Source organism: Bradyrhizobium guangxiense, assembly GCF_004114915.1.
Lineage (GTDB): Bacteria > Pseudomonadota > Alphaproteobacteria > Rhizobiales > Xanthobacteraceae > Bradyrhizobium > Bradyrhizobium guangxiense.
The window spans coordinates 472,809-490,259 of sequence record NZ_CP022220.1; the positions used below are offsets into that span (position 1 = coordinate 472,809).

Sequence of the window (17,451 nt, forward strand, 5' to 3'; positions counted from 1 at the left end):
AACGGCCGGCACGATTGGTTCCGTTGCGCATTGCCTTCGTGCCTTGGCTGATCGTCAGATCAGGTTTTTGTTTACCCACACGGCAGGTCGCAGATGAGAAACGTTAGCCTTATAATTCTCGGACCTGAGCATTTCGTTTAGACTCGCGGACGCATGGTCGCGCGGCTTATAGAGCTATGCTCGAGCGCGGCGCAGCATTATCGAGGCATATCACTCGGCCAAAACTCGTGGGCGCTGGCGGCGACGAGATGCCCGACGACACGGGCTGATACCGCAACAGGTGTTTACCTGGCGCCGGCAACAAAAGCGGACGTTCCGCAGTTCGTACCGGCGGTGGTCGACGCCATGGCGCCAGCCGTGGCTGCGCGCCATGACGTAAAGACAGCGATGCAAGGCCAAGACAGATTCGAAGGGCTTAATTGGCGGCGGATAATTGCTGCGCTGCGGCGAACGAATCAGGCGCCTTGAGGTCGTTGCAAAACGACGGCGCATACGATCTAATCTGTGGGTGTCACCGCTCATTAGCCCGTACGCAATGTTGGCCTGACGTTTCTTGAGGTGCTGTCGCCTTCGCGCCCAGTCCGTTAGCCAAGACCTCTTCAAATTGAACCTCAACATCAAACCTGCGACGGCCCGAGCCGCTGGGCCCAAGAGACACTTACCTAGACTAGCCGTTAGGCCCTTCGTTTTTCGTGCAGTCGTGAGTTGATCTGCGCCATTAGGATTGGCCCGAGCGAGAATTCGCCGGCCTCGGCTTTTCGCGTCAGCCCCCGCAGATATCCGCCGGCTGAACGGATGACCTCCCCTCGCTGCAGGATGCAGCCGACCACAATTGCAGCCTGAGTCTCCCCCATGACGCTCTGCGCCTCCTCCCACGCGCTGGGACTGATGCCAAGCATGGATCGAACGACCGCCGCAGTCGCAATGAAATCGCGCCAGTTTGAAATCCCTCCCTTGGCGTAGTCGACGATGTCTGGACATGCGCTCAAGACCATACCCAAAGGATAGGAGCCTTCCGCAAATCGCGCCGGTTGTGGTTGCGGCTCGGTACTCGCCGCCCTGCCTTCTTGGAGGCTAGGTTCAAGTTCAGTAAGAGTGTTTGGGTTTGAATTCTGTAAGTGACGCTCAGTATGGGACTCATTGGCGCTCATATTTGCTGCTTGGACGTGAGTTTCCAGCAGATTGAGGACGTCGTCGGCAAGCTGCGATAGTTCGTCGGCGATCGCCTCAAGTTCTTGGCAGGTCGCCCGGCGTGGAATCGTCTCGACGATCGAACGGAATGCCCGATGCACCTCGTCCCAATCAGCCGGCCCCTTCCATTCCCTGTGGGTCGGCACGTTTTCCTCGATGCCCGTTGCAATCATCTTGGCGATGTCACGACGGCAGAGTGTGATGCGCTCGCGCGCATGTTTGATAGCACGAGCCTCCGCTTTGATTTCCTCAGCCAGCCTCTCGAACTCTTCGGCGCGAACGACGAGTGGCGACAAGTCAAAGCCAAAGGCGCGCTCGATGTCACCGCCGCTGCCTTTGCGAGCGTAGCGCTTGCCGTTCGGACTATCCCTGCGAACGATGAGCCCGGCGTCGACAAGCACAGCGAGATGACGCCGCAACGTGGACACCGGCATGCCGTGAGCTCGCAGCGTCAGCTGATTGTTTGACGGAAACACGATGAGGTCACCCTCACCCGTGAGCGTAGTCTCGGGATGAAAGCTGAGCAGAGCATCCAGCACCGTCAGCGCACGCTCAGAGATACCGAGGCGCGGCCTTGCGATGCAGATGGCCTGAAAGATCTTCCATTTATGGACGATCTTTTCCGATGGCCTGGTCGATACTGCGACTTGTGTTGCCACATGGGCAAGCTTCAACGAGCGCCGCCCAAAGGGCGTCGTTGGGGCACGTGATTGCATGTCTTTGCCTTATGCGGGCAAAGAAAATCTGCTCGCCGAAACGGCGCCGTCTCTCACAAGACTCTTGACTATGGTGCGCGGAAGTGATTCTCTTTAGTCGCCAAACTACGAAGAGAGGCTTCCGGGACGGTGACGTTGCGGGGGCCTTTTTTCTTTTGCCGTGCTGCTCCTGGTTCGCGGTTGTTCATGAGGCGGCTAAGCCCCGGTGGTCTCCTCGGATCTGTCCGATTTGCAAAACGTCTCGAACAGGTTCGGAAGCTGGGTGATAAGAAAGTCCGCGAACAACGCCGGGACCTTCTTGTCGATGGTCAACTTGAGTTCTCGATCGCCCTGACGGACCTGAGCGATGCGCTGTCCATCTGAGGCGAGCACAGCAGACGATCGCGCGAATTGGCGAGTTGCAGCAGGTTTATTCGCGGCCGAGAACACCGTCAGAAATCTGTCGTCTGACTCACGGCCGGCGAACTTGTCGTCCCCGATCGCCGCCCTTACGCGGTCGATCACCGACGCATCCGCCAAGAGATCAGCAAAGCTCTGCCATCGCCCGCGGCCAACCTTTGGGGCCTTGCCAATAGCATCGATAATGTCGGGCGGAATGGATCTCGCAACCGCAATCAGTTTTGACGCTTCGGCCCTATCGACTGCGAGCGCGTCTTGAACGACTGCGCGCTTGTGCCCGGCATCTTCGATGCGCATTGCGAACATCGCGCGCTCGATGAAGCTCAAATCCTCCCGCGGCGCGTTCTCAAGGCCTTGTGCCACGACGAGGGCTTCGTCGGAGAGCGGTTTTAGGATCGCTTTGACGGCAATACCCAGCTCGCGCGCGGCACGCACCCGGCGATGACCATAAGCGCTCTGATATCGTCCCGGCATTGTCGGATGCTTGCGGACGAGGACAGGAACCTCCTGGCCGATCTGCGAAATCGATTGCTTGAGAAGTTCGTAAGAAGCCGTGTCGTCGTCGCGAAAACGATCAGACACGGGCGAGGGATCTATCAGACCGGGATCGATCTCTACGATCGTCGCGCCAGATGTGAGCTTGTCCCGAAGCTCCTGATTCTCCTTCTCAACTTCTGAGAAAGATTCCTTCAGCGAGCGCACAGCACCTGACGACACCCGCGCCAGCGGCGCTGGTGCTGTGTTGTCAGCTGACAACGGACTCGTCTGAGGTGCGGCAGTAAAAAGCCCCCTGATAGCATCCGTGCGCTTGCTCATCGTCCCCACACCTTCTTCAGCAGCTGCACGATCTCCGCATTGATAGCATCGACAGATTCAACCGCCCTGTCATAGGCGCCGCGTCCGACGGATCCGCGGTCAAGCTCATAGAGCGATTGTTTTGTCAGGCCAGCATTGGAGATCGCAGTGGATTTCCAGGCTGTCGCTTGCAGCACGTTTTCGCGGAACAGATTGCGCAGCAGCGCAACGATCTGAGCCTCAGGCACGTCATTCGGATCATGGCGCGTGATCACATAGCGGATGAAATCGTGATCGAGGCGGCCGCCCGCCTCCTCGATGACGGACATCAAATCCGACGTCATCAGAAGGAATTGGCTCATCGATGCGACATCGACCATCTGCGGGTGGATTGTCACCAGCATCGCCGTCGCCGCATTCAAAGCGCCCATCGTCAGGTAGCCGAGCTGAGGTGGGCAGTCGATCACCACGACATCATAGTCGTCGCTTACCTGATCGATTGCGCTCGCTAGGCGGCGAAAAAAAAGATCATGTCCACGTTCGCGGCGCTCGACCATGGCGCGCGGCGTGTGATGCTCAAACTCCATGAGTTCGAGATTGCCAGGCACTAGGCCTATACCCTCGAAATAGGTCGGCCGCACAACTTCACGCATGGGGCGGCGCTGGTCGTCATAGCGGATGGCGCCGTAAATGGTTTCGCTTTGCCCAATGTCGAATTCCGGCTGATAGCCGAACATGGCCGACAAAGAGGCTTGCGGATCGAGGTCGATGGCCAGAACTCGAAAGCCGGAAAGGGCGAGATATTGGGCCAGATACAGGGCGGTCGTTGTTTTGGCCGAGCCGCCCTTGAAATTAGCGACCGTGATGATTTGAAGCTTTTCGCCGGGGCGCCGCCGTGGGAGAAAATCAACTGCCTCCCGCGGGCGGGCTGCAGCCAGATAGGCCCGCAGCTCATTCACTTGAGCTAAGGTATACGACCGCCGCCCGCCATGACCGATCGCGGGGGCAGGTCCCAGGCCGTCGAGGGAAAGTTGCCGCAAATAGCCGTCTGACACGCGAACGATCTTGGCCACCTCTCCGGAGGAGAACGGGCGAAGAGTCTTGGCAGCCGCTGGTGGAAAAAGGGCGGCGCCCAACGAGCGGAGTTGACCAGAGAGTAGAGTGGCATGGCAGGAAATGCGCGCGCTCGCTGTCTCCGGCCACCCCTCCTCTGTCTCAAAAACTCTCATCTTTCCAATCCAAAACGGTTTTTGCAGCTCAGACGGCGGATTACCGTCTGCAGACTCAACACGATTCCCGAGTCGGCGCAAGAATGAAAGGATTAACTTTGCGCGCTCGCTCCTCCAGACCCATTCATCGCCGACCCCCCGCCACCCACAGCCACCTTAGCCGTCGAGGCATTGTGCGCGGCAGCGCCAGCGATCAAGGTGTCACCGGCCGGCGTTGGCCGCATCCTGCCCCGCTTTGGATTAAGCCGCATACGGATCTGGAACTGGCGGGCCGGAGCGCCGCTCAGCCCGGCGGGGCTTCCGTACCGACGTTAGAGGCTTCGCCAGATTCTCAGTACCGGCTATCGCATCACTCATGATTCCCAAAAGGGGACAGCCGCGGCGCCAACCATGAGTTCATCCGCGTCGCGACGCGAAGCTTCGTGCCTGGCTTTTTCCCAAATCCGCCGTGACGAGGAAAGGTGCGGTGCCTTTCTCAACACGATGTCATCACCTACTTTTGCGGCCTCAACATCCGGCATGAGCGACAACGGCTTTGTTATCGCGCCAAGCCTTCGCCAAGGGAGAGAATGGCGGTCACTAGGCCCGGCCACAAAGAAACGGGAAAGACCGAGCGCATTGCAGGCTTCGCTACGCGAGCGGCCACGCGCCTAGGACCCGCTATAACATGGTACCGTCCGCACGCGGCCCGAGGCCAAACCACCCGCCATGACCACGGATGACCTCCTCACCGCCTTAACTCCGGAAGAGGTCCGAGCGGTGAATTAGTTGGCGGGTTTTCTGATGCTCGCCGTTGGTTCAGGGCTACCTGGGCCACCCCGGACTCCTCCTTGGTCGCTCGGGGCTTCTGAGCCTAGCGAAACGAGCGGCAGGGGAACGGACCCCACGCTCCACGGTTGCCACGGCACTGTTGTCAGCTGACAACATGCGGGACAACTAGCGGCAAGGGAAACGGATGACGCCTGGAGACGGCGAATGGCGCTAGCGTTCGCGTTGCGCTGTCCAATCCATCAAGCGGGCAATGGTGCGGCACGAGCGAGGAATGCGCCACCCGCTGCTTGCATGCCGGGCGGGGGGCTGGATGGGTACAGACCGGGCTGAGTGCTGACAGATTAGACCGGGTTGATTCCTGACAGGCAAGGCTCGTCTGATTCGAAGGAGGATCAGGCGATGCCTTTCAGGGAGAGCAGTCCTGTGGAGGAGCGTGTCGCGTTGTTTCGAGAGTACGAGACGGGGGCATTTTCGGTGACGGAGCTGTGCGCGCGGCACGGCGTCAGCCGAGAGACGTTCTACGTCTGGAAGCGGCGTCGGGAGAGCGGGGAGCGGCGCTGGTTCGAGGAGCGCAGCCACGCGGCGGCGAGTTGCCCGCATGCGACGGCGGGGCGGCTGGCCGATCGCATCGTCGCGACGCGGCAGCGGTTTCCGCATTTCGGCCCGAAGAAGATCAAGGCATGGCTTGAGCATGAGCGGCCGGAGGTCGACTGGCCGGCAGCCTCGACGATCGGCGACATCCTGAAGCGTGAGGGCCTGGTCGAGGCGCGTCGGCGCCGACGCCGGGCGATTGCGCAAGGCGAGGTGGCGGCGCCGGCAAGCGCACCCAACGAAGAATGGGCGATCGACTTCAAGGGCTGGTTCCGAACCCGCGACGGCAACCGCTGCGATCCGCTGACCATCACCGATGCGGCGAGCCGCTATCTTATCGAAGTGCGCATCGTCGATCCGACGGGGGCGGGCGTCAGGAGCGCCCTGGAACGTGTTTTCAAGGACATCGGCCTTCCCGCCGCGATCCGCTCCGACAATGGTGCACCGTTTGGATCGACGGGGGCGGGCGGCCTTTCGGCGCTCTCGGTATGGTGGCTCAAGCTCGGTATCGAACCGCGCTACATCCCCCCGGCGAGCCCGCAGGACAACGGCCGGCACGAGCGCATGCACCGCACGCTGAAGGCCCAGACCACGAAGCCGCCCGCGGCAACGGTCGCCGAGCAGCAACGCCGCTTCGATGCCTTCCGCCACCACTTCAACCAGGAGCGGCCACATGAGGCGCTCGACCAGATGCCGCCCGTCAAACTCTGGCAGTCGCCCTCGCGCACCTTGCCACGCCGTCTCGATGACCCTTGGTACGACGCCGATCACGAGGTTCGCCGGGTGCGTCCCACCGGCGATATCAAATGGCGCGGCGAGCACGTTTTCGTTGGCGAGGCGCTCGCAGGTGAGCTCGTCGGCCTCTGTGAGCACGACACTAGCGGCCACCTCGTGCGCTTCTGCGGTCGCGATCTCGGGCTGATCAATTGCGAGCGGCGTTTCCTGCGCTTTGCTCCGCCGCGCGCGCGGCTCCGCATCGCGCAGGAAACGCCGCAGACAGGAGAACAATGATCGAATATTGTCAGGCATCAGCCCGGTCCAAAATGTCAGGAATCAACCCGGTGGACCATGCAACCCGCGCGATTGAAGTACTCGCATACCACGCCACTGCCCCCGAAGGGGCCTCCAACTTTTGGTCGAGCCTCGACAGTCCCAGCGGGGACTAGACTGCACCCCAAACCGACACAGATGGACTGGTCGGGTAAGGCGCTTGAGGAAACTACATTGTTGATCCGGCAATTTACCGCTCGGATGGATCCATCCCGCTCGAGACGATCCCCGCTCGGAACCGGCTCAAGAGCCTTTGTCTCGTAGTCTGCGGTCGGCCCCCGTACTGTTGTCAGCTGACAACATCTTGTGCGATGTGGGGGAGGGCAAAAGAGGCGCGATGAGAAAGCAGGCGAGTCGGCGTTGTCAGCTGACAACACCTCCTAGGTGATCTGCAGAATTCCGACGGGTCGCCCATTCGAGCACTTGTAGCCCGCGCGTCCGGCGAAACATGGTTAATGCATTTTAATGGTGAATCCGACACCAACACTTCGCAGCAAAACGTTGTCAGCTGACAACACAGCCTAGCTCAATCTAGGCCTTTGATACAGGCGTTCTCACGACTGGCCAGAGCGAGTGAAGGCCCGCGAAGCTCCAAATCGAACTACGGTTGGCTAATCGTTCGAACCCTTCTTGAAGAAGTCTCGTAACCGTTCTTTGACCATCCGCCGATACGCCGTTAGCTGGTCGGAACTGAACTCTTCAAGACGACCGTTGCCACGCCTACTCGCCAAATCTGGCTGCTATCTCCGCGAGGGGTAGTTCTCGATATGACCTTCGCACCGCCGCTACAGACTGCCTAATCATGCGCCAGACTCATGCGGGGCCCAGTGGGGGGCCATCGCCGCTTGTAGATGAGCCGCCCAGCAACTGCCCCCGCCGGTAGTAATGATGCCAACCGGGTTGCTCTACAGCTCTACAGGCGGACGGCCGAGGAAGGAGAATAGAGGCTAGGACTCCGACATCGGTTTAAAGACCGATCGGCACTAACGCTTGCACGCTCATCATAGCAGTTGAAGCTATGTCGCTATGACGGAAATTAGCGACATGATAGCTTCCGTGTCGCCGATTCTCATCAAAGTTATCAAGGCGTTGTCTAGTAGCTACAAAATACCAGAACCGTTGCCCTGGTCGGCGATTGCACTTCCGCTCGCAGCCGCGGAAGATGCTTTAGCCCGTCTAGATGAGCGCCTTGCGAAAAGCCCAATCCGAGACGGTTGGATTAGTCGGACGCACTTCACCGACGCATGCGCCACTCTATGGCTGGAAGGCGAACTCGTCCACCTCGAAGATCTCGTTCTTCATGACGCTGGCATGGATGTTCGTGCGCCAACTCACGAGCTGAGCCGAGCTCGCGATGTACTCCGCGCCCGCCGGCGCATTCACCGCGAGGGCCCCGACTGGGCTCTCTCGTCCGTCGGGATCACCGATCTGCGCGGGTTAGCCGGCACAAATGGAATAGAAGAGGAGGACTGCGAACCGCCGAACATCGGAACTACGCATCATGAGGCGGAGCAGGACAGCCATGTGCCGAGAACCCACGACTACTCTTCTGTAACTCAGAGCAATGACGGACTCGCGCAGGCTTTCGCAGAAATCGACGCCGCGATCGCCAAGACCGACCAGATCTTAACCAGCGATCTCCGTCGAATGACCGAGCGGGATCCACTGGTCTACGACCCCGATTGGGACGAAGAAAAGCGTCTTGCCGTCTGGAGACGCGGCCTTCAGCAAAGCAGGAGCCTGCCTCCGACGCTCGCGGCGGCCATTGCCGCGGACAGCTGGCGCAGTCTCGAGCCCCTTCAGCACCGACCCTGGCTTGGCCAGCTGCTTACGTCTGCGCTGCTAGGTCATCGGAGAAAAGCACGCTCACACCTGGCTTGCCTGCATGAGGGGCTGAAGACGATCCCGCGTGAGCGACGCCGCTCGCGCGACCTTGCAACCCGTCTCGTCGCGGAGCTTGAGGCCATCACGGCCGCTGGTGAGATTGGCCTGAAGACGCACGACAGGTGGCTGAACGAACGCACTCTGATGCTTCGAAGGGTGGCCGGCCATCGATCGACGTCGAAATTGCCGGCGCTTATCGATTACGTCTTCAGCCGGCCAGTCGTTTCTGCCGGCATGATCGCAGAAGAGCTGGATATCACACCGCGTGCAGCATTGAGTCTCGTAAATGAGCTTGGTCTGCGCGAGACCACTGGACGAGGGCGTTACCGAGCCTGGGGTGTTCTCTAAAAAAGATAACCTACCCGAGTGCCAGCAGACGACCAATCTGCCGGTTCCTAATGCCCGCAGGATCAACCCCGCCATCGAGAATTCCCGAGACTCTTGAAAAATACAGCTTGCGCCCAAGCGGGCCTCCGCACCGATTGATCCCCTCCTCCATGACTCGGACTCAACAAGAGAGATGGACAAACGGCCGATCTGCCGCAGGCTTCGTTCTCGTGACCTTGGAACGGCCTAAAGTCCTGCTGCCCATGCCGTTGCGGCGCTTGAGCTCGGCGGCTCTCCTAAGCTCAGCCTGCCGCGAACGGACAGGGGACTCGATGCTCGTGACCACCCACAGGCGAAAACGATAGCGGGTGGTGGGCTTGTCGATGGGGCTAAGGCCCATGTATCATCTGCATCCTTTCCTTGGGCTCCGGCGCTACGAGAATGACAGGGTATCCCGACCGCGGCAATCGTATCCCGTTGCGTGGTGTCGCTGGCGGCGATCACCGCGATCGTAGGCAGGAGCCGGGCAGATCAGCTGGCGATTGCCGGAGGGCTGAAGGCTGAAGGCTGCATCATTCATTGGCAGCGGTTTACAGAGTCATGCAACAGCCGCGTTGGACGGCCCATTCATCATTATTTTGCTCGAGCGGGATCGCGCCGATCAGGCGTACGATGGCGTCTTCGTTCAGGAAGATGCCGACCACCTCGGTGCACCGCTTAATCTCGTCGTTAAGGTCCTCGATTGGGTGGTGGAGTGCTGCTTGGTCCGGGGCTGCGGCGAGAAGGTCACATAGGCCAGCACATCGGTCCAAGCCTCGCCAGCAAGCGCGCAAGCTTGGGCAATTTTGGCGGAGCTGGTCGGCGACCTTGCACCATTGCGCCTTTTCTGTCTCCGCATCGTCTGGGCAAACGCAGTAGCAATGAACGCTGAGACGACGCGGCGTCCACTTTTTTGCCGGCATGCGCCGGGGCGTTGTTAGAGGCAATGCCGGAGACGCCGATGTCAGCGTCCGCCGAACGCCCTGAAATAGTGTTCGATCAAAAATTGCTGCAGATCCTCGTCTGCCCGCTGACTAAGGACCCGCTGGAATTTGGCTCGGCCAAGCAGGAGCTGATCTCGCGATCGCGCAAGTTCGCTGACCCGCCCGTTTTCATAATCCGTTAGGCAAAGCGGCGATCTGGCACGGGATTTGATCTCAAGAGCCTGGGTGCTCGGGTAGTGAAACTTTACCGTCGTGGCGAACAAGTCGAGAAACGCCCGGCCACTTCCGGGCCGGGCCCAAGCGGGGATAGAACCCATGAAAATGGTTATGGCAATTATCAAGCCATTCAAGCTGGAAGACGTCCGTGACGCCCTGACCGACATTGGTGTTCACGGTCTCACGGTGACAGAAGTCAAGGGATATGGCCGTCAGAAGGGCCATACGGAAATCTATCGCGGCGCCGAATATGCCGTGAACTTCCTGCCCAAGATCAAGATCGAGGTCGCTGTCGCTTCTGATCAGGTCGACAAGACCATCGAGGCCATCACGTCCGCTGCGAAAACCGGGCAGATCGGCGACGGCAAGATCTTCGTCATCAATCTCGTCCACGCGGTCCGCATCCGCACCGGAGAGACCGACGCCGCGGCCCTTTGATTTCGCGGCCTGGATCTACCTTTCGATAACCCGAGCTTCGGTGTGGTGCCGTGCCAGTTCGCGCGCAGTTCTTCCGGATCGGAACCGTGTTTTTCGCGAGATGCACCGCGGCCTATCGACAGCGGCTCGGGGCGCTGTAGTCCGATCGCGCAAACCGGCGCCGCACTCGCTAGAGCTGGCCCTCGATCGCTTTCTCGGAACCGGAAGCATCGCGTCGGGAGCATTCCTTCAATGCGGCGGAGGAACTCGGGCCGATTGCTGAGCAGCACGTCGTGCTGTTCAGCAGATCGCCTATGCGCCGCATTGCGGACCGTGTCACTAAAGGTACCGTCGCGTTCGCCAACAGTTTGGCACGTTCCAGACAGTAGGCGCGTTTGCGTTCCGACGGAAACGGGGCGGCCGTGTGGCGGTCGGCGATGATGTTTTTGAGCGTTGGGCATTCTCGTGATGAGCGCCACATCTGACCGCTTCCCGCGACAATGAGGCGCGGGAGAAGAATGCTTCGACCATGAGATTGTACCCTCGCGAGCTCCCGGGCATGCATGTAGAGGAGAGTGCCAAGCTACGATGGTCAACTTCTTGCAAAGTCCTTCGAACAACGTCGGCGCGTTTCGACATTCAGTCCAGGCGCCAGAGCATCACGCGGCGAAGTTTTCACAACTTATGCCGTCCCGCTGCAGCGAGCCTCGGGCTTTGACAGCTCGTAGCCGCCGTACTGCCTGAGCTCTTAAGACCAAGCTGCGCATCTGCGTAATCTGTATGCACGGGCTCAAGTGCACTTGCTGCCTGGAGAGCTTTATGCGGATCATCGCAAACCGCCGCTTAAGGAAGCGGGGCTGTCGATGATCTCGCTCGGCGCGACGGGCTATCATGGCGGCCGCTGGAGGCCAACCCGAGGCAATCTTTCCGGCAAATGCGGGCCAAATGTAAGGGCCAAGTACCTCGCGGCTCAAGACAATCCACCGCATCCAGACAAGTGCTAACGTCGCGGGCATTTCGATGCCGGCCGGTTGGCCGAGAATGGACGACGAGCAGGCTAGCAAGGGCTATTGCCTCTACAAAATGGCTGCAAGGGGAAACCACCTAACGCTTGCTCGACCAGAGTGCGCAGCAATTCGGTATTGAGAACACCATGGCGACGTTCGTCCATGCGGCATGTGATGGGGCTGAAATGCCTTACGAGCAAGCGCGGAAGCGCCGCCCACGAATTCAGTCGAACTCAGAGAGTACAATGATGGGCATTCAGACGCCCAACCGATTCACGCTCGGTAACTCCAGCGAGGGCGATCTTGTCGATCCGCTGACCAGGATCGAATTCACCTGCTTATCGAGGTGAATGTCGATTCCGATAATGTGATCCGCAACGCGGTCTCAACGAGACGATGCGGCGTGGTATTGGGCGCGCGATGCCTTGGCGTTCACCGAGCGAATTTGCTGGGTCTGTACCGGCACGCACGCGCCGGCACCTGCGCGCAGTAGTGAACCGCTTGGCATCGTCATCCGGGAGATTCCCAGTTTAAACCTGTTACATCATGCAACTATGCATGACTATCTCGTGCATTTTTTGTCACGTGCATGCTCTGGATTGGGCTGGCTTCGGTCGGCGCGGTCTTCGCAGTCGAGGCTGACGCCAAGGCGGCCTCAGCACTTGCGCAATCGATCTCATTCGTCGCGTTACTGCTCACCAGGCTCACCAGGCTCGTGCAAACAAAGAAACTCGATCCATTCAAGAGCGCATTTTCGAGGCACCCAGCGTACAAGCTTTCGCCGTAGGCGAACCTAATGGCGGTGGCACATTGCCTGCAGGCGCTCGATCTCTAGAAGGACGTCGACAAACTCCACGTGCTGTTACGGCGGCAAGAACCCGCATGCGAACTGGCTAGTTGGAGTGCACCCAATGTCGAAAGAGGAATACAATGAACGGGTCGCAATTCGAGCGCGGAAACATCGTGGCAGAAGAGCTGTCGGCGACGGTCGCCTCGAAAACGACCGATCCGATTCAGGAACACAATTCCCGCCCCAAAGCCGAAGGCCTGTACGATCCGAGCCTGGAGAAGGATTCCTGTGGCGTCGGCTTCATCGCCAACATCAAGGGCCAGAAGTCGCATGAGATCGTCTCGGATGCGCTGAGCATCCTCTGCAATCTCGAGCATCGCGGCGCCGTCGGCGCCGACCCGCGCGCCGGTGACGGCGCCGGCATCCTGGTGCAGATCCCGCACGCCTTCTTCAGCCGCAAGGCCAAGGAGAACAAGTTCGAGCTACCCGCGCCGGGTGAATACGCCATCGGCGCGCTGTTCATGCCGCGCGACACCGCCTGGCGCAACGTCATCAAGAGCATCATCGCCGACCAGATCAAGGCGGAGGGCCTGACCCTGCTCGGCTGGCGCGACGTGCCGACCGACAATTCCTCGCTCGGCGTCACCGTGAAGCCGACCGAGCCTGCCTGCATGCAGGTGTTCATCGGCCGCAATGGCGTTGCCAAGACCGAGGACGAGTTCGAGCGCCGGCTCTACATCCTGCGCAAGTCGATCTCGCAGGCGATCTACCAGCGCCGCGACCGCGGCCTTGCAGGCTATTACCCCTGCTCGATGTCCTGCCGCACCGTGATCTACAAGGGCATGTTCCTCGCCGACCAGCTCGGCAAGTACTACCCTGATCTGCACGAGAAGGATTTCGAGAGCGCGCTGGCGCTGGTGCATCAGCGCTTCTCGACCAACACCTTCCCGGCCTGGTCGCTGGCGCACCCCTATCGCATGATCGCGCATAACGGCGAGATCAACACGTTGCGCGGCAACACCAACTGGATGGCGGCGCGCCAGGCTTCGGTGAGCTCCGAGCTGTACGGCAAGGACATCAGCCGGCTCTGGCCGATCTCCTACGAGGGAGTCGGACACCGCCTGCTTCGACAACGCGCTCGAATTCCTGGTGCAGGGCGGCTACTCGCTGCCGCACGCCGTCATGATGATGATTCCGGAGGCGTGGGCCGGCAATCCCTTGATGGATGAGAAGCGCCGCGCCTTCTACGAATATCATGCCGCGCTGATGGAGCCGTGGGACGGCCCGGCCGCGATCGCCTTCACCGACGGCCGCCAGATCGGCGCCACGCTCGACCGCAACGGATTCGGCCGCGCGCTATCTCGTGACCAAGGACGACCGCATCGTGATGGCGTCCGAAATGGGCGTGCTGACCATCCCCGAGGACCAGATCATCACCAAGTGGCGCCTGCAGCCCGGCAAGATGCTGCTGGTCGACCTCGAACAGGGCCGCCTGATTCCCGACGACGAGATCAAGGCCGAGCTCGCCAAGAGCCATCCCTACAAGGAGTGGCTGGAGCGACCCAGATCGTGCTGGAAGAGCTGCCGAAGGTCCCGACCACGGGCGTGCGCTCCAACCTGTCGCTGCTCGATCGCCAGCAGGCGTTCGGCTACAGCCAGGAAGACATCGCCATCCTGATGACGCCAATGGCGGCCACGGGGGAGGAAGCCGCGGGCTCATGGGCAACGACACGCCGATCTCGGCGCTGTCGGACAAGGCCAAGCCGCTGTTCACCTATTTCAAGCAGAACTTCGCACAGGTCACCAACCGCCGATCGACCCCATCCGCGAGGAGCTGGTGATGAGCCTCGTCTCGATCATCGGGCCACTGCCGAACCTGTTCGACCTGCAGGGCATGGCCACCACCAAGCGCCTCGAAGCGCGTCAGCCGATCCTGACCGATGCGGACCTGGAAAAGATCCGCTCGATCCCGAGTGGCGAGTCGCACTTCAAGTCGCGCACGCTGGACACCACCTTCCACGCCGGCCTCGGGCGGCGGGTATGGACCAGGTGCTGGACGAGCTCTGCGCACGCGCGGAAGTCGCCGTGCGCGAAGGTGTCAACATCATCATCCTGTCCGACCGCATGGTCGGCACCGACCGGGTGCCGATCCCCTCGCTGCTGGCCTGCGCCTCCGTGCATCATCATTTGATCCGCACGGGCCTGCGCACCTCGGTTGGCCTCGTCGTCGAATCCGGCGAGCCGCGCGAAGTGCACACTTCGCTGCCTTGCCGGCTATGGCGCCGAGCGATCAATCCTTACCTCGCGTTCGAAACCATCATCGCGATGAAGGACCGCCTGCCCGGCTCGCTCGACGACTACGAGATCGTCAAGCGCTACATCAAGTCGATCGGCAAGGGGCTGCTCAAGGTGATGTCCAAGATGGGCATCTCGACCTACCAGTCCTATTGCGGCGCGCAGATCTTCGACGCGGTCGGTCCCAAGGCGATTTCGTCGCAAGTTCTTCGCCGGCACGCATACCCGCGTCGAGGGTGTCGGCTGGCGAGATCGCGGAAGAGGGTGCGCCGCCATGCCGACGCGTTCGGCGAGGCTCAGGTCTACAAGACCGCGCTCGATGTCGGCGGCGAATATGCCTATCGCAGCCGCGGCGAGGACCATGCCTGGACCGCCGAGTCGGTCGGCCTGCTGCAGCATGCCGCGCGCGGCAATTCGCAGGAACGCTATCGCGCCTTCGCCAAGATCCTCAACGAACAATCGGAGCGCCTTTTGACGCTTCGCGGCCTGTTCCGGATCAAGCGCGGAGGAAGAAAAGCGCAAGCCGATCCCGCTCGACCAGGTCGAGTCGGCCAAGGACATCGTCAGCAGTTTCGCCACCGGCGCGATGAGCTTCGGCTCGATCTCGCGCGAGGCGCACACCACGCTTGCATCGCCATGAACCGGATCGGCGGCAAGTCGAACACCGGTGAAGGCGGCGAGGAAGCCGACCGCTTCAAGCCGATGCCGAACGGCGATTCCATGCGCTCGGCATCAAGCAGGTCGCCTCCGGCCGCTTCGGCGTCACCACGGAGTACCTCGTCAACTCCGACATGATGCAGATCAAGATGGCGCAGGGTGCCAAGCCCGGCGAGGCGGCCAGCTGCCCGGCCACAAGGTCGATGCAACCATCGCCAAGGTACGGCACTCGACGCCGGGCGTCGGCCTGATCTCGCCGCCGCCGCATCACGACATCTACTCGATCGAGGATCTGGCGCAGCTCATCTACGACCTCAAGAACGTCAACCCGACGGGCGACGTCTCGGTCAAGCTGGTCTCCGAGATCGGCGTCGGCACGGTCGCCGCGGGCGTCGCCAAGGCGCGCGCCGACCATGTCACCATCGCGGGCTTCGAGGGCGGCACCGGCGCTTCGCCGCTGACCTCGATCAAGCACGCCGGCTCGCCGTGGGAGATCGGCCTTGCCGAGACCCATCAGACGCTGGTCCGCGAGCGGCTGCGCAGCCGCATCGTGGTCCAGGTCGACGGCGGCTTCCGCACCGGCGTGACGTCGTGATCGGCGCGCTGCTGGGGCCGACGAGTTCGGCTTTGCCACCGCGCCGTTGATCGCGGCCGGCTGCATCATGATGCGCAAGTGCCATCTCAACACCTGCCCGGTCGGCGTCGCCACCCAGGACTCCGGTTCCTGCGCAAGCGCTTCACCGGCCAGCCCGAGCACGTCATCAACTACTTCTTCTTCGTCGCCGAGGAAGTGCGCGAGATCATGGCCTCGCTCGGCTTCCGCACCTTCAACGAGATGGTCGGCCAGGTTCAGCTGCTCGACCAGACCAGCTGGTCGCGCATTGGAAGGCCAAGGGCCTCGACTTCTCCAAGCTCTTCGTCAAGCAGAAGGAAGAGAAGGGCCAGAAGATCTATCACTCCGAGCGCCAGAACCATCATCTGGAGGCTGTGCTCGACCGCACGCTGATCGAGAAGGCGACGCCGCGCTCGACCGCGGCGCGCCGGTGAAGATCGAGGCCGAAATCAACAGCACCAACCGCTCTGCCGGCGCGATGTGTCGGCGTGGTCGCCAAGATCTACGGCCATGCCGGCTGCCCACGACACCATCCATGTCAGCCTCAAGGGCACTGCCGGCCAGGCCTTCGGCGCGTGGCTGGCGCAGGGCGTCACCTTCGAGCTCGAAGGTGAAGCCAACGACTATGTCGGCAAGGGGCTCTCGGGCGGCAAGATCATCGTCAGGCCGCCGGCCAACAGCGGCATCGTGCCGGAAGAGAGCATCATCGTCGGCAACACCGTGATGTACGGCGCCATTCAGGGCGAGTGCTATCTCCGCGGCATCGCCGGCGAACGCTTTGCCGTGCGCAATTCCGGCGCGGTGGCGGTGGTCGAGGGCGCGGGCGACCATTGCTGCGAATACATGACCGGCGGCATCGTGGTCGTGCTCGGCAAGACCGGGCGCAACTTCGCGGCCGGCATGTCCGGCGGCATCGCCTATGTGCTGGACGAGACCGGTGACTTCGACAAGCTGTGCAATCTGTCGATGGTCGAGCTCGAGCCGGTGCTGTCGGAAGAGCTGATCAACGCCGGCACCTACAACCACTCCGGTGACCTCGAGGCGCATGGCCGGGTCGACGTCTTCAAGAACCTGCTCGACTCCGACGTCGAGCGGCTTCACGTCCTGATCTCGCGCCACGCCAAGGCGACCGGCTCCAAGCGCGCCGCCGATATCCTTGCCAACTGGAAGGAATGGCTGCCTAAATTCCGCAAGGTGATGCCGGTCGAGTACCGGCGCGCGCTGCGCGAACTGGCCGCCAACGCGGACGCCGAGCCGAAAATCTAAATCGGGGCGTAAGAAAACGATCTCATGGTGAGTGGGGCGCGAAGACCGCCTCGTAAATACACAAGGCCGTCGCCGACAGCTTTAATTACCAAATCAAACTGATCGCGATGCAACATTGAGGCGTGTTAGGCCTCGCCAGACGGACCGTGTTTCTTGGCGGCGGATCGAGGTCAAGCGACTGAAGACGCTGGAGGAGGAGAATGCGAAGCTGAAGAAGCTTCTGGCCGAGCAGATTCGATGCGGCTGCCCTTCGC

General features: G+C 61.1%; 13 protein-coding genes and 4 pseudogenes. 13 read left to right on the forward strand and 4 right to left on the reverse strand.

What is annotated here, in order from left to right:
• Window positions 1–674 precede the first annotated feature (674 nt).
• The 3 genes from repC to repA form a co-directional block, all read right to left on the reverse strand.
• Window positions 675–1,907 carry a plasmid replication protein RepC gene (gene repC, locus X268_RS36755; protein ID WP_128929792.1) on the reverse strand — a complete coding sequence of 411 codons (1,233 nt, stop codon included), beginning with the start codon at window positions 1,905–1,907 and terminating at the stop codon, window positions 675–677.
• A gap of 195 nt (window positions 1,908–2,102) precedes the next feature.
• Window positions 2,103–3,122: a plasmid partitioning protein RepB gene (gene repB / locus X268_RS36760; RefSeq protein ID WP_128929793.1), complete on the reverse strand. Its 1,020-nt coding sequence runs from the start codon at window positions 3,120–3,122 to the stop codon at window positions 2,103–2,105.
• Window positions 3,119–4,330, reverse strand: a complete 1,212-nt coding sequence (gene repA / locus X268_RS36765; RefSeq protein ID WP_128929794.1) for a plasmid partitioning protein RepA — start codon at window positions 4,328–4,330, stop codon at window positions 3,119–3,121. The genes repB and repA overlap by 4 nt, the downstream gene beginning before the upstream one ends.
• 1,170 nt (window positions 4,331–5,500) lie before the next feature.
• Between repA and X268_RS36770 the strand changes: the two genes are divergently transcribed.
• On the forward strand, window positions 5,501–6,703 hold the full coding sequence (locus X268_RS36770) for an integrase core domain-containing protein (protein WP_128929795.1): 1,203 nt from the start codon (window positions 5,501–5,503) through the stop codon (window positions 6,701–6,703).
• 1,083 nt (window positions 6,704–7,786) lie between these two features.
• On the forward strand, window positions 7,787–8,974 hold the full coding sequence (locus X268_RS36775) for an RHE_PE00001 family protein (RefSeq protein ID WP_128929796.1): 1,188 nt from the start codon (window positions 7,787–7,789) through the stop codon (window positions 8,972–8,974).
• Window positions 8,975–9,564: 590 nt separating this feature from the next.
• On the opposite strand, the pseudogene X268_RS36780 reads toward X268_RS36775, so the two are convergent.
• Window positions 9,565–9,915 (reverse strand): annotated as a pseudogene (locus X268_RS36780) (transposase); the annotation flags it as partial.
• 38 nt (window positions 9,916–9,953) lie between these two features.
• Between X268_RS36780 and X268_RS36785 the strand changes: the two are divergent.
• The 11 genes and pseudogenes from X268_RS36785 to X268_RS40365 all read left to right on the forward strand — a co-directional run bounded on the left by X268_RS36785 (window position 9,954) and on the right by X268_RS40365 (window position 17,197).
• Window positions 9,954–10,118, forward strand: a complete 165-nt coding sequence (locus X268_RS36785) for a Trm112 family protein (RefSeq protein ID WP_128929798.1) — start codon at window positions 9,954–9,956, stop codon at window positions 10,116–10,118.
• A 133-nt stretch (window positions 10,119–10,251) separates the two neighbouring features.
• The gene (gene glnK / locus X268_RS36790; RefSeq protein ID WP_128929799.1) at window positions 10,252–10,590 is read left to right on the forward strand and encodes a P-II family nitrogen regulator; all 339 of its coding nucleotides are present in this window, start codon (window positions 10,252–10,254) and stop codon (window positions 10,588–10,590) included.
• Window positions 10,591–11,722: 1,132 nt separating this feature from the next.
• Window positions 11,723–11,926: a hypothetical protein gene (locus X268_RS40335; RefSeq protein WP_232995619.1), complete on the forward strand. Its 204-nt coding sequence runs from the start codon at window positions 11,723–11,725 to the stop codon at window positions 11,924–11,926.
• Between the two features lie 75 nt (window positions 11,927–12,001).
• Entirely contained in the window at window positions 12,002–12,373 is a 372-nt protein-coding gene (locus X268_RS40340; protein WP_232995620.1) for a nickel-dependent hydrogenase large subunit, read from the forward strand.
• A 133-nt stretch (window positions 12,374–12,506) separates the two neighbouring features.
• A pseudogene (locus tag X268_RS40345) lies at window positions 12,507–13,653 on the forward strand (glutamate synthase subunit alpha); the annotation flags it as partial.
• A 76-nt stretch (window positions 13,654–13,729) separates the two neighbouring features.
• On the forward strand, window positions 13,730–14,044 hold the full coding sequence (locus X268_RS40620) for a hypothetical protein (protein ID WP_283818309.1): 315 nt from the start codon (window positions 13,730–13,732) through the stop codon (window positions 14,042–14,044).
• A gap of 40 nt (window positions 14,045–14,084) precedes the next feature.
• A pseudogene (locus tag X268_RS40960) lies at window positions 14,085–14,329 on the forward strand (glutamate synthase central domain-containing protein); the annotation flags it as partial.
• Between the two features lie 77 nt (window positions 14,330–14,406).
• On the forward strand, window positions 14,407–15,456 hold the full coding sequence (locus X268_RS40965; protein WP_430648444.1) for a glutamate synthase central domain-containing protein: 1,050 nt from the start codon (window positions 14,407–14,409) through the stop codon (window positions 15,454–15,456).
• A pseudogene (locus tag X268_RS40355) lies at window positions 15,393–15,913 on the forward strand (glutamate synthase-related protein). The gene X268_RS40965 and the pseudogene X268_RS40355 overlap by 64 nt, the downstream one beginning before the upstream one ends.
• A 78-nt stretch (window positions 15,914–15,991) precedes the next feature.
• Window positions 15,992–16,324 (forward strand): glutamate synthase-related protein, encoded by a 333-nt coding sequence (locus X268_RS40360; protein WP_245478037.1) that lies wholly within the window; start codon window positions 15,992–15,994, stop codon window positions 16,322–16,324.
• 117 nt (window positions 16,325–16,441) lie between these two features.
• The gene (locus tag X268_RS40365; protein ID WP_245478038.1) at window positions 16,442–17,197 is read left to right on the forward strand and encodes a GltB/FmdC/FwdC-like GXGXG domain-containing protein; all 756 of its coding nucleotides are present in this window, start codon (window positions 16,442–16,444) and stop codon (window positions 17,195–17,197) included.
• Window positions 17,198–17,451 lie beyond the last annotated feature (254 nt).